The sequence below is a fragment of the Streptomyces similanensis genome, assembly GCF_039543625.1.
In the GTDB taxonomy this organism is placed as follows: Bacteria; Actinomycetota; Actinomycetes; order Streptomycetales; family Streptomycetaceae; genus Streptomyces; species Streptomyces similanensis.
This window is the reverse complement of sequence record NZ_BAABKC010000011.1, coordinates 333,274-344,960: the sequence shown is the minus strand read 5'-3', so window position 1 is coordinate 344,960 and position 11,687 is coordinate 333,274. Positions and strand designations below refer to the sequence as shown.

General features: G+C 76.2%; 11 protein-coding genes. 2 read left to right on the top strand and 9 right to left on the bottom strand.

The window, feature by feature from the left end; genetic code table 11:
- Window positions 1–123: 123 nt before the first annotated feature.
- The 9 genes from rfaE2 to ABEB07_RS04765 form a co-directional block, all read right to left on the bottom strand.
- Complete coding sequence (gene rfaE2, locus ABEB07_RS04805; RefSeq protein WP_345667150.1) at window positions 124–1,536, bottom strand: D-glycero-beta-D-manno-heptose 1-phosphate adenylyltransferase; 1,413 nt, start codon at window positions 1,534–1,536, stop codon at window positions 124–126.
- A 1-nt stretch (window position 1,537) separates the two neighbouring features.
- Entirely contained in the window at window positions 1,538–2,122 is a 585-nt protein-coding gene (locus ABEB07_RS04800; protein WP_345667149.1) for a D-sedoheptulose-7-phosphate isomerase, read from the bottom strand.
- Between the two features lie 37 nt (window positions 2,123–2,159).
- Window positions 2,160–3,383 carry a glycosyltransferase gene (locus ABEB07_RS04795; RefSeq protein WP_345667148.1) on the bottom strand — a complete coding sequence of 408 codons (1,224 nt, stop codon included), beginning with the start codon at window positions 3,381–3,383 and terminating at the stop codon, window positions 2,160–2,162.
- A complete protein-coding gene (locus tag ABEB07_RS04790; protein ID WP_345667147.1) occupies window positions 3,380–4,333 on the bottom strand; it encodes a glycosyltransferase in 954 nt (317 codons plus the stop codon). Before ABEB07_RS04790 ends, ABEB07_RS04795 begins: the two co-directional genes overlap by 4 nt.
- Window positions 4,330–5,316 carry a glycosyltransferase family 9 protein gene (locus tag ABEB07_RS04785; RefSeq protein WP_345667146.1) on the bottom strand — a complete coding sequence of 329 codons (987 nt, stop codon included), beginning with the start codon at window positions 5,314–5,316 and terminating at the stop codon, window positions 4,330–4,332. Before ABEB07_RS04785 ends, ABEB07_RS04790 begins: the two co-directional genes overlap by 4 nt.
- The gene (locus ABEB07_RS04780; protein ID WP_425588950.1) at window positions 5,313–6,095 is read right to left on the bottom strand and encodes a D-glycero-alpha-D-manno-heptose-1,7-bisphosphate 7-phosphatase; all 783 of its coding nucleotides are present in this window, start codon (window positions 6,093–6,095) and stop codon (window positions 5,313–5,315) included. The genes ABEB07_RS04785 and ABEB07_RS04780 overlap by 4 nt, the downstream gene beginning before the upstream one ends.
- Window positions 6,092–7,153, bottom strand: coding sequence for a glycosyltransferase family 2 protein (locus tag ABEB07_RS04775; RefSeq protein ID WP_345667145.1), 1,062 nt, complete (start codon window positions 7,151–7,153; stop codon window positions 6,092–6,094). The genes ABEB07_RS04780 and ABEB07_RS04775 overlap by 4 nt, the downstream gene beginning before the upstream one ends.
- Window positions 7,150–8,787, bottom strand: a complete 1,638-nt coding sequence (locus ABEB07_RS04770) for a carbamoyltransferase family protein (RefSeq protein ID WP_345667144.1) — start codon at window positions 8,785–8,787, stop codon at window positions 7,150–7,152. The genes ABEB07_RS04775 and ABEB07_RS04770 overlap by 4 nt, the downstream gene beginning before the upstream one ends.
- Window positions 8,788–9,132: 345 nt before the next feature.
- On the bottom strand, window positions 9,133–10,095 hold the full coding sequence (locus tag ABEB07_RS04765; RefSeq protein WP_345667143.1) for a UDP-glucuronic acid decarboxylase family protein: 963 nt from the start codon (window positions 10,093–10,095) through the stop codon (window positions 9,133–9,135).
- Between the two features lie 212 nt (window positions 10,096–10,307).
- Here ABEB07_RS04765 and ABEB07_RS04760 point away from each other — a divergent pair, with 212 nt between their 5' ends.
- The gene (locus ABEB07_RS04760) at window positions 10,308–11,129 is read left to right on the top strand and encodes a polysaccharide deacetylase family protein (RefSeq protein WP_345667164.1); all 822 of its coding nucleotides are present in this window, start codon (window positions 10,308–10,310) and stop codon (window positions 11,127–11,129) included.
- 116 nt (window positions 11,130–11,245) lie between these two features.
- The gene (locus tag ABEB07_RS04755; protein WP_176151013.1) at window positions 11,246–11,686 is read left to right on the top strand and encodes an SRPBCC family protein; all 441 of its coding nucleotides are present in this window, start codon (window positions 11,246–11,248) and stop codon (window positions 11,684–11,686) included.
- Window position 11,687: the final 1 nt, after the last annotated feature.

Here is an 11,687-nt window from a genome sequence, read left to right as displayed (position 1 = left end):
CCGTCCGGGCGGCCCGCAGGGCGGCAGGGGTCGCGTCGCCGGTGGGCGGCGGACGCGGGCGCGTCGCCGGGGCCGGGTGCGGGGCGGGTCGCGCCGGGCGGCGCGGCGTCGCGGCGCCGGCGGTCATCGGGTGTGCTCCGCCGCTCTAGCCAGGAGGGCCGTCGAGGAGTGGCCGTCCAGGTACGGGAGGAGGACGGCCTGGCCGCCCCATTCCTCCAGGAGGGCGGCCTCCGGGAGGTCGGCGCCCGCGTAGTCGCCGCCTTTGACCCAGACGTCGGGGCGCAGCGCGGACAGCAGGCGCTCGGGAGTGTTCTCGTCGAAGACGGCGACCGCGTCCACGCAGGCCAGCGCCCGAAGGACGCGCACCCGGTCGGCGAGCGGGTTGACGGGGCGGCCGTCGCCCTTGCGGCGGCGTACGGAGGCGTCGGAGTTGACGCACACGACCAGGCAGTCGCCGATGCGCCGGGCGGCCTGGAGGAGGCCGACGTGGCCGGCGTGCAGCAGGTCGAAGCAGCCGCCCGCGGCGACGACCGTGCCGCCGCCCGCCCGCACCCGGGCGATCAGCGCGGCCGGATCCCCGTCCAGGTGCGCGGCGTTCGGTCCGTGCGGGGCGGGCCCGTCGCCGAGCAGCGCGCCCGCGCCGCCCGCGCCGACGAAGGCGCTCGCCGCGGTGACGGCGCCCTCCACCGCCTCCTCCACCAGCGCGCCGTCCGCGAGCAGCCCGGCGGCCGTCGCGGCGAAGCGGTCGCCCGCGCCGCACGGATCGCCCTGGTGCGCGGCGGCCACCGGCACCAGCAGCGGGTGCTCGCCGTACGACAGCAGGGCGCCGCGCGCGCCGAGGGTGACCGTGACGGCGGCGACCCGCCAGTGCCGTACCAGAGCGGCGGCCTCGCCGGCCACGGCGCGCAGCTCGTTGCCGGGCCCGTCGCCGCCCCGCGCTCCCGCCTCGCCGGCGCCCTCGCCGGTGAGGCCGGCGGCGAAGGCGTGCGCCTCGGAGCGGGCCGGGGTGACCAGGCGGGTGCCGGGCAGCGGCGGGCCGCCGCGCGGGTGCGGGTCCCACACCACCGGGGGACGGCGGACGAGTTGGGCGCGCAGCGCGTCCACCGTGCCCCGGCCGTAGTCGGCGACCAGGACGGCACGGCCCGCGGCGAGCACCGCGCGGGCCTGGTCGGTGGCCTCGCGGGCCCGGCCGTCGCCGCGGTCGAGGCGGACCACCGGGCGGCCCTGGGCGAGCACCCGGGTCTTCTGCGGCAGTTCGCCCGCCATCGGCAGCGGGACCAGGGTCATCCGGGGTTCCAGGAGCCGGCGCAGCTCGCGCCCGGCCGGTCCGTCGTCCAGGCCGGTGATCAGGGTGACCTCGCGGCCGTCGCGGGCGGCGAGGTACGCGGCCAGCGCGGCGCCGCCCGGCCGTACCCGCTCGTCGCAGTCGGCGACGACCGGGACGGGCGCGTCGGGCGCGAGCCGGTCGGCGTGTCCGGTCAGGTCGCGGTCCAGCAGGGCGTCGCCGACCACGACCAGGGGTGCCTTGCCCGTCATGTCACCTCCCGGCCCGCTCGACGGCCGCGTCGAAGGCGGCGCACACCATGTGCACGGCCACCAGGTGGAGTTCCTGCACGGTGGCGGTGGACGCGCCGGCCACGCTCAGCGTCTCGTCGCTGCCCGCGCTGAGCGGGTTGGGCGCGGGTCCGGTCAGCGCCCACACGCGCATCCCGGCGGCCCGGCCCGCGTCGGCGGCGGAGAGCAGGTTGGCGCTGGCGCCGCTGGTGGACAGCAGTATCAGCACGTCCCCGGCGCGGCCGTGGGCGCGCACCTGGCGGGCGAACACCTCGTGGACGCCGTAGTCGTTGGCGATGGCGGTGGTGCTCGAGGTGTCGGCGTGCAGGGCGATCGCGGAGAACGGCGGCCGGTCGTCGCGGTAGCGGCCGACGAGTTCGGCGGTGAGGTGCTGGGCCTGGGCGGCGCTGCCGCCGTTGCCCGCGGCGAGCAGCCGGCCGCCGCCGCCGAGCACGGTGGCGAGCCGTTCGCCCCACCGCTGGGTGATGGGCGCGGAGGCGCGGAACCGGCCGAGGGCGACGAGGAGTTCGTCGCAGTGGCCGACGACGGCCGGGGTCTGGACGCTCATGACGCCGCCTCCCTGTCCTTGCCGGCAGCGGTGCGCATCACGCCACCTCCGAGCCGACCTCGTGGCCGGCGGCGACCCGCCGGTAGACCTGTTCGACGCCGTCGGCGACGCGCCGCCAGGTGAAGCGGGCCAGGACGCGTTCGCGGCCGGCGTCGCCGTAGCGGCGGCGGGTGCGCTCGCTGCCGAGCAGGTCGCGCACGGCGGCGGCGATCGCGGCGCAGTCGCCCTCGGGCACGAGCCGGCCGGTGCGGCCGTCGGCGACCGAGTCGCGGTGGCCGCCGACGTCGGTGGCGACCACCGGCACCGCGCAGGCCATCGCCTCCAGCGGCACGATGCCGAACGGCTCGTAGGTGGGTGTGCACAGCACCAGGTCGGCGCCGCGCATCAGGGCGGGCATGTGGGCCGGGTCGACGGCGCCGAGCAGCCGTACCCGGTCGCCGACGCCCTCCGCAGCGGCCAGCTTCAGCAGGCGTTCGGCCTCGGGCTCGGTGTGCAGGCGACTCGCGGGCGGGCCGCCTGCGACGACGAGTTCGGCGTGCGGGATCCGGGCCAGGGCGCGGATCGCCTGGTCGTATCCCTTGCGGCGGACCAGCCGGCCGCAGGACAGCAGCCGGTGGCGCTGCTCGCGGGCGGGCGCGGGGCCGGTGGCGGGGTCGGCGCCGGGGTGGAAGTGGGCGGCGTCGACGCCGCAGGGCACCACGGAGACCTGGTTCGGCGAGATGCCCAGGTCGGCGAGTTCGTGCACCTCGTCGGTGCAGGTGGCCAGGACTCTCTCGCAGCTGCGGCCGATCTGCCGCTCGATGCCGACGCGTTCGCGCGGGCTGGTGTCCTCGCGGCCCTGGTGGCGGCGCTTGACGGTGCCGAGGGCGTGGTAGGTCTGCACGACCGGGACGCCGTGCGGTCCGGCGCCGAGCAGGGAGGCCATGCCGGACATCCAGAAGTGCGCGTGCACGACGTCGGGCCTCTCGTGCCGCCAGGCCCGGGCGAGGTGGGCGCCGAAGGCGGGCATGTGCGCGAACAGGTCGTCCTTGGGAAGGACTTCGGGCGGTCCGGCCGGTACGTGCTCGACGACCGCGCCGCCCGGCAGCGGCACCCGGTCGGGCAACTCGGCCGCATCGCGCCGGGTGTAGACGGTGACGTCGTGTCCGCGCCGGGCCAACTCCTCGGTGAGGCGGGCGACGTAGACGTTCTGGCCACCGGCGTCGACCCCGCCGAGCGCGGCGAGCGGACTCGCGTGCTCGGACACCATGGCGATCCTCATCGGGTGACCTCCTTCAGCAGCCGCTCCCAGTCGTCCAAGAAGCGGGAGAGCCCGTAGCGGGCGAGCGCGGCGGCGCGCGCTGCCTCGCCGACGGTGCGGGCGTACAGCGGGTCGGCGACGAAGTCCCGTACGGCGTCGGCGAGTACGTCGAGGCGGTTGGAGACCACTCCGGTGCCCGGCGGCACCGCCTCGGCGACCTCGGTGGTGGCGAGGGCGACCACGGGCATGCCGAGGTGCATCGCCTCCAGCAGGGACAGGCCGAGGGAGGTCCAGCGGACCGGGTGGAGGTAGAGGCGGCGCCGGGCCAGCTCCGTGTGCAGGTCCTTCTGGACCAGTTCGTACGAGCGGCAGCGCCCGGGCGGCAGGCCGAGGTGGCCGGCCAGGCCCTCGGTGCGCATGCCGAAGACGTCCAGCGGGGCGGCCCGCGCGAAGCCGGGCAGCAGGTCCGTGCCGGTCGTCCGGCCGCGCCGGACCGGCTCGTTGACGACTACGGCGGCGTGCGGCAGCTCGCCGGTCCAGCGCGGGCCGGGGTCCACGATGCCGTGTTCGATCACGGCGGTGTCGGCGCTGCCGGCGTCCCACATCAGGCGGTTGAAGTGGGTGACGTGCACCAGCGGGATCCCGGCGGGCAGCCCGGTCACCGGGTGGCGGGTGTCGGGCACGTCGCCGTCGGGGGCGTTGTGCTCCAGGTACACCATGGGCGGGGTGCGGCCGAGCCAGCGCCGTACGAGGTCGTACTCGTGCGGGCGTTGCAGCACGACCAGGTCGACGTCCGTCTCGCGCAGCCGCTCCGGCGGGAGTTCGATCACCGAGCCGGGCCAGTCGAAGGTGCGGGCGCGGCCGAGGCCGTCGGGTCCGCGGTCGGGGGTGACGGGGACGACGTAGGTGTGCGGGCCCTGGACGAACGCGGTCGTCCAGGAGCCGTGCACGTGCCAGATGAGGATCCTCACGCCTGCATCACCTTCTCCACTGCGGCGCGCACGTCGTGCGCGGTCACCGACTCCAGGCAGGGATGGCCGGGCACCGGGCAGGTGCGGGCGCGGCTGCCGGCGCACGGCGCGTCCTGGTCGCCGAGCAGCACGTACGGGACGCCCCAGGGGCGCCAGCGCTCGGCCGGGACGACCGGCGCGAACAGGGAGACGACGGGGGTGCCGACGGCGGCGGCCAGATGGGCGGGGCCGGTGTTGCCGGTGACGACCGCGCGGGCGGCGGCGAGCACCCCGGACAGCTCGGCGGCCTCGGTGCGGCCGCCGAGGTCGAGGCCGTGCGCTCCGGCGACGTGCGCGGTGAGGTCCTTCTCGCCGCGGCCGCCGGTGACGACGACCCGGTGTCCGGCCGCGGTGAGTTCGCGCACCGCCTGCGCGCAGCGTTCGGCGCTCCAGGCGCGGGCGGGCACGCTCGCGCCCGGGTGCAGCACGACGTAGGGGTCCGGGCCGGTCAGGGCGGTGGTGTCGGGCGGGGTCAGCACCGCGAGCCGGCCGTCGTCGGGGCACGGGAAGCCGGCGGCTTCGGCGAGGTCGAGGGCGGCCTCGGCCTCGTGGGCGTGCGGGGCGCGCCGGTGGCGTACGTCGAGCAGGGAGCCGGGGTAGTCCTCGCTGTCGGCGGCGACGCGCCGGACGCCGGCCAGGCGCAGCAGCAGGGCGGTGGGCAGCGGGGACTGGTGGAAGGAGGTGAGGACGAGGGCGGTGTCGGCGTCGATCGCGCCGAGGAGGCGTTCGACGTCGGCGCGGTCGACGGGCGGCGGTGCGAAGCCGGCCCAGGGCGCGTCCCAGACGACGATCTCGTCCACGGCCGGGAGCAGCCGCGCGGCCGGTTCGCCGCGCGGCCCGCACAGGAGGGTGACGTGGTCGGCGCGGGCGGCGACGGCGCGGACGGCGGGCCCGGCGAGCAGGACGTCGCCGAAGCTGTCGAGGCGGCTGACGAGGGCCTTCATCTCGGCCTCCGGCGGTCGTCGGGCACGGCCGGCTGCACGGACGGCTGCACCGGGCGGTGGGTGCGCGGAGCGGTCCGCACGATCCCGTCGTCCGGGCCCGGCGCCGAAGGCCGCGCGGGGCCGGAGGACTGCGCGAACCCGGAGGACTGCGCCGGACCGGAGGACTGCGCCGGCTCGGAGGGCTGCGCGGGGCCGGGGCCGTAGGCGGTGCCGAGGGGGCGTTCGTCGGCCAGGATCCTGCCCCAGGGCGGGTCGGTGAGGACCGCGCGGACGGCGGTCAGCAGGTTCGCGGCGACATGGTCGGCGGCGGTGACCTCCTCGGCGCGGGTGACCGGGGTGGGCACGAGGACGCCGTGGGCGCCGGCGGCGCGGGCGGCCGCCAGGTCGGAGCCGATGTCGCCGATCACGACGACCTCCTCGGGCCGCACCCGCAGCCGGGCGGCCGCCGACAGCACCATGCCGGGCCGCGGCTTGCGGCAGGCGCAGCCGTCGCCGGGGCCGTGCGGGCACACCGCCCACACGTCGAACGGGCCGAGCAGCACCTCGACGCGTTCGTTGACGCGGCGCACGTCGGCGGCGCAGAGCAGCCCGCGGGCCACGCCGGACTGGTTGGTGATCACGCCGACTCCGACGCCGTGCGCCCGCAGCAGCGCCACCGCCTGGCGGGCGCCGTCGACGGGGCGGACCCGGTCGGGGTCGGAGTTGTAGGGGACGTCCTCGACGAGCGTGCCGTCGCGGTCGAACAGCACGGCCTTGATCCGGCCGGTGGGCGCGGTCACGGGGCCACCTCCTGCCAGGCGGGGGCCGCCCGGTGGCGCCACAGGCCGCTCAGCCAGTGCCAGGTGGCGGCGGGCGGGATGAGAACGCTGGTGACGGCCATGGTGGTGACCTCGTCGCGGGTGCGCGGCCCGGGCGCGATCCGCGTCCAGGCGAACTCGGCGGTGCCCGCGGCCCAGCCGAGCGCGGCGACGGCGGCGGCCCGGCGGCGGCCGGCCGCGGCGAGGGCGCAGGCGGTCACGCCGGCGGCGGTGACCGCCAGGTGGGAGCGGATGCGGCCGCGCGGGGCGACCGCCTTGTGCCACCAGTCCGGTCCGTGCAGCCGCAGCATCAGCGCGTCGTCGGCGTTGCCGCGCTGCGCGCGCAGCGACACCCAGCGGTCGGCGGGGCGGACCGGGTGCCGGGTGGTGCGCCGGCCCTGGCGGATGCGCCAGCCGGCGTCCAGGACGCGCAGCGCCAGGTCGGCGTCCTCGCGGAAGGCGCGGGTGAAGCGCTCGTCGAAGCCGGCGACCTGCTTGAGGGCGTCGGTGCGGTACGCCATGTCGGCGGTGATCCAGCGGGCCCGGGCGAGCCCGGCGGTGCCCCGCTCCCAGTCGGTGGGCCGGCGCTCGCCGGGCAGCGGCACGGCGATGACGCCCTGGACGGCTCCGGTGTCCCGGCTCGCCTCGGCCAGGTCCTGCGCCAGCTGGTCGCACCAGTGCGGGCCCACCTGCACGTCGTCGTCGAGGAAGGCCACCCAGGGCGTGGTGACCGCGCGCAGCCCGGTGTTGCGGGCGGCGGCGGGTCCCCGGCCGCCGCTGGTGAGGACGGCGGTGCGGGCGCGCAGGTCGCCCAGCACGTTCAACGGGTGGTGCAGCGCGCCCGGTTCGGGGTCGGGGCGGTCGTCCACGAGGACGATCTCCCGCGGTCCGGGCCCGTGCGCGGCGGCCAGCGCGGCCAGGCAGTCGGCCAGGGTGTCGCGGGCCAGCGTGGGGACGACCACGGCGTAGGCGGGGGCGCCGGGCCGTGCCTCGTCCGTGCGGCCGGCCCCGGCGGGCCTGCCCTCGTCGGTGCGGTTCATGCGTACGCCCTCCCCCTGCGTACCGCGTACGGGCCGATGGCGAGCAGGTCCACGGGCGCGGAGCCGAAGCACTCCAGCGCATCGCGCGGGTCGTCCACCATGGGCCGGCCGGCGGTGTTCAGGCTGGTGTTGACGACGACGGGCAGCCCGGTGCGCCGCTCGAAGCCGCGCAGCATGCGCGCGACCAGCGGTTCGCGCCGCTCGTCCACGGTCTGGATGCGGGCGGTGCCGTCCACGTGCACCACGGCCGGTATCCGCTCCCGCCACTCGGGGTGCACGTCGTGCACGAAGAGCATGTACGGGCTCGGGAGCGGTCCGTCGAAGAGTTCGCGGGCGCGTTCGGCGAGGACCATGGGCGCCACCGGACGGAACTCCTCACGGCCCTTCACCCGGTTGAGCCGTTCCAGGTTCTCGGCGCGGCCCGGGTGGGCGAGCAGGGAGCGGTGCCCGAGGGCGCGCGGCCCGAACTCGCCGCGGCCCTGGAACCAGGCCACGACGCCGTCGCGGGCCAGTTCCTCGGCGACCGTCTCGGCTATGTCCTCGGGCCGCTCGTAGGGTACGGCGGCCTCCTCCAGCCAGTGCCGCAGCTCCTCGTCGCTCCAGCCGCGACCGAGGTCGGCGCCGGTCATCGGCTCGGGCACCGCGCCCTCGCTCGCCGCCAGGTACAGGGCGCCGCCGAGCGCGGTGCCGGCGTCTCCGGCGGCGGGCTGCACCCACACGTGCCGGTACGGGCCGTCGGCGGCGATCCTGGAGTTGGCGACGCAGTTGAGGGCGACGCCGCCGGCCAGGGCGAGGGCCTCCCCGCCCGCCTCGCGGTGCAGCCAGCCCGCGAGGTCGAGCAGCACCTCCTCCAGCACGGCCTGGCAGCTGGCCGCCAGGTCGGCGTGGTCGCGGGTCCAGGGCTCGTCCTCGGCGCGCGGCGGGGCGAGGGCGGACCAGTCGACCCCGTGGGCGCGGAAGCCGCCGTCGCCGGTGGCGTGCACCTGCTCGCGCAGCCGGTCCAGGTGGCGGGGCGTGCCGTAGGAGGCGAGCGCCATGACCTTGTACTCGTCGCTGCTGCGCAGGAAGCCGAGGTGTTCGGTCAGCTCCTCGTAGACCAGGCCGAGGGAGTGGGGCAGCGCCTGGGCGGCGAGGGTGTCGAGCTTGCCGTCGTGGAAGCGGCCCGCGAGGTGGGAGGCGGCCTCGCCGCGGCCGTCCAGGACGAGGACGGCGCTGTCGGGGTACGGGGAGGCGGGTCCGGCGGAGGCGGCGTGCGCGATGTGGTGCGGGACGAAGACGACCTTGGCCGGGTCGAGTCCGGGCAGCGCCTCGGCGAGGAACTCGGGGGCGCGGCGGGCGTACTCCAGGCGCAGCGGGTCCCACGGGTCGAACAGGCCGAGGTCGGCGGCGGGCCGGGCCAGGGCCGGGTCGAAGGAGTAGGTGACGGCGTCCAGGTCCTCGGGGCGCAGGCCCGCGTGCTCCAGGCACCAGCGGGCGGCGAGTTCCGGCAGTTCCCAGGCGGAGAACGGCACCGGGCGCTTGCCGTGCTTGCGGCGGCTGAAGCGCTCCTCCTCGCCGGCCGCGACCGTCCTGCCGTCCACGAGGAGGGCGGCGGCCGGGTCGTGGAACAGGGCGTTGATACCAAGGATGCGCATGGGGGTGGCTCCGTCCCGTTCGGCGATGGTGCGGCGTGTGGGGACTGTCGGGCACATCGGGAAACTTCGGACACTTCGGGCTTCTGGGTGCCGCGCTGCGGCTGTCTCAAACACGTGAAGCCAACTGGCGGCTTCGAGGGCCGATTCGGCCGTCCAGGTCGTGATGTGGTGACCCGAAGTGACCGCTGCTGGTCAGCGGGGCGCAGTACGGTTCAGGACACCGCGGTCCACTGTCCGCCCGGACTGCGCCCCGGTCGTCCGGGTTGCGGCGCGACGGTGGCGGCGGGCGACGCGAAAGCGCCGGTCACCGGTGTCCCCGGTGACCGGCGCCCGCGCTCGGGGCGGTCAGGCCGCCGCCGCTCGGGTGAACCAGCCGATCGTGCGGGCGAGGCCCTCGCTCCAGGGCACGCGCGGCTGCCAGCCGAGCAGTTCGCGGGCGAGCCGGGTGTCGGGGCGGCGGCGGCCCGGGTCGTCCACGGGGCGGTCCACGAAGCGGACGCGCGAGCGCGAGCCGGTCAGCTCCACGATCCGCTCGGCCAGCTCCAGCACGGTGATCTCGTCGCCGCCGCCGATGTTCACCGGCCCGCTCTCACCGGAGGCGGCCAGCGCCAGGACGCCGTCGACCGTGTCGTCGACGTAGCACAGCGAGCGGGTCTGGCTGCCGTCGCCGGCGACCGTGAGCGGTTCACCGTCCAGGGCCTGGGCGACGAAGGTGGGCACGGCGCGGCCGTCGCCGGTGCGCATCCGGGGGCCGTAGGTGTTGAAGATGCGCACGATGGCGGTGTCGGTGCCGTGGACCCGGCGGTGCGCGGTGACCAGGGCCTCGGCGAAGCGCTTGGACTCGTCGTAGACGCTGCGCGGGCCGACCGGGTTGACGTTGCCCCAGTAGCTCTCGCGCTGCGGGTGCTCCAGCGGGTCGCCGTAGACCTCGGAGGTGGAGGCGAGCAGGAGGCGGGCGCCGTCGGCGCGGGCGCGCTCCAGGGCGTTGCGGGTGCCGGCGCTGCCGGCCTCCAGCGTCTGGAGCGGCAGCCGCAGGTAGTCGGCGGGCGAGGCCGGGCAGGCGAAGTGCAGGACGAGGTCGAAGCCGCCGGGCAGGCCGCGTACGGCGTCGGGGTCGGTGGCGTCGGCGTGGACGAAGCGGAAGCCGCGCCGCCGCTCCAGCTCGGCCACGTTGGCGTAGGAGCCGGTGGACAGGTTGTCCAGGCAGACGACGCCGGCGTTGGCGTCGAGCAGTCGCGCGCACAGATGGGATCCCACGAAGCCGGCTCCGCCGGTCACCAGGGCCCGGCGCCAGGTGCGTCCGCTCACTGGGACTCTCCTCCCTCTCGCCCCCAATTGCCTTCACTCGCGTGTCGGCTTGAGTAACCCGGGGGCGGAAGTGCACACATCGGGTCAATTCGGGCGGAGATCGGGGGCGGCGGGGGTCGATCGTGCGTGCGTCGATCGTTTATTCGACCCCGCTATACACCGCGTCTATACCCTCTGTATATAGTCCGCGCATGCCATCTGCGACCAAGAAGATGAAGAAGACGGGGACGGGGTTCCGGAGGATCGCGGGTTTCCGCGCGAGCACGGGACTTCGGGGGATCGCACGCCTGAGGGGGGCCGGCGCGCTGCTGGCCGCCGCCGGGCTGACGCTGGCGCTGAGCGGCTGCACCAAGGTCGACGCCACCTCGCCGAGCGAGGCCCGCACCCAGGCCGCCGCCGGCGCGCCGGGGCGCTTCGGCACCGTCGACTGCCGCAAGGCCAAGTGCATCGCGCTCACCTTCGACGCCGGCCCGAGCGAGAACTCCGCGCGGCTGCTGGACATCCTCAAGGAGAAGCAGGTCCCGGCGACCTTCTTCCTGCTGGGCGCGCGGCACATCGAGAAGTACCCGGAGCTGGTCAAGCGGATGGCGGCCGAGGGCCACGAGGTGGCCAGCCACACCTGGGACCACAAGATCCTCACGAAGATATCCGAGCAGGAGATACGCGAGGAGCTGAAGCGTCCCAACGACGCGATCGAGCGGCTGACCGGCCGCAGACCGACGCTGATGCGCCCGCCGCAGGGCCGTACCAACGACACCGTGCAGCGCGTCTCCAAGGAGATGGGCATGTCCGAGGTGCTGTGGAGCGTGACCGCCAAGGACTACACCACGACCGACTCCGCGCTGATCACCAAGCGAGTCCTCGACCAGGCCTCCCGCGACGGCATCATCCTGCTGCACGACATCTACCAGGGCACCGTCCCGGCCGTCCCCGGCATCATCGACGCGCTCAAGCAGCGCGGCTACGTCTTCGTGACGGTGCCCCAGCTGATCGCGCCGGGCAAGCCGGTCCCGGGCGAGGTCTACCGGCCGTAGCGCCGCGCGGCGCGCGACCGCGGACGTACGCTCCACCGGCGTACGGGCGCGGGGCCGGGCGGGTGACGCGGGGGCGAACGGACGGCGGGGCGGGGCGGATTGCCTACCATCGGCCCGTGGTCTTCTTCTCCCTCGAACGCACGCCGCCGCTCTCGCCCGACGAGGCCTGGCGGCGGCTCACGCGGTGGCCCCGGCACGCCGACGTGGTCCCGCTGACCCGCGTCACCGTGACCACGGACGGGCCGACCCGCGAGGGCACCGCCTTCACCGCCCGGACGACGGTGGGCCCGCTGCGCTTCGACGACCGCATGGAGGTCGTGCTGTGGCGCCCGCCGGCCGACGGCGAGCCGGGCCTGTGCCGGCTGGAGAAGCGCGGCCGGGTGGTGCTGGGCTGGGCGGAGATCGAGGTCGGGCCCGGACCCGGCGGCCGCTCCCGCGTGCGGTGGCGCGAGGAGCTGGGGGTGCGGTTCCTGCCGGGCCTGTTCGATCCGCTGCTGCGGCGCGCGGCGCACGCGATGTTCGGGCGCGCGGTCAACCAGCTGCTGCGCCAATCCTGAC

Coding starts and splice junctions, on each gene's coding strand:
- ABEB07_RS04760 (WP_345667164.1), top strand. CDS start 10,308: ATGAAGAAGACGGGGACGGGGTTCCGGAGGATCGCGGGTTTCCGCGCG.
- ABEB07_RS04800 (WP_345667149.1), bottom strand. CDS start 2,122: ATGAGCGTCCAGACCCCGGCCGTCGTCGGCCACTGCGACGAACTCCTC.
- ABEB07_RS04785 (WP_345667146.1), bottom strand. CDS start 5,316: ATGAAGGCCCTCGTCAGCCGCCTCGACAGCTTCGGCGACGTCCTGCTC.
- rfaE2 (WP_345667150.1), bottom strand. CDS start 1,536: ATGACGGGCAAGGCACCCCTGGTCGTGGTCGGCGACGCCCTGCTGGAC.
- ABEB07_RS04770 (WP_345667144.1), bottom strand. CDS start 8,787: ATGCGCATCCTTGGTATCAACGCCCTGTTCCACGACCCGGCCGCCGCC.
- ABEB07_RS04795 (WP_345667148.1), bottom strand. CDS start 3,383: ATGAGGATCGCCATGGTGTCCGAGCACGCGAGTCCGCTCGCCGCGCTC.
- ABEB07_RS04775 (WP_345667145.1), bottom strand. CDS start 7,153: ATGAACCGCACCGACGAGGGCAGGCCCGCCGGGGCCGGCCGCACGGAC.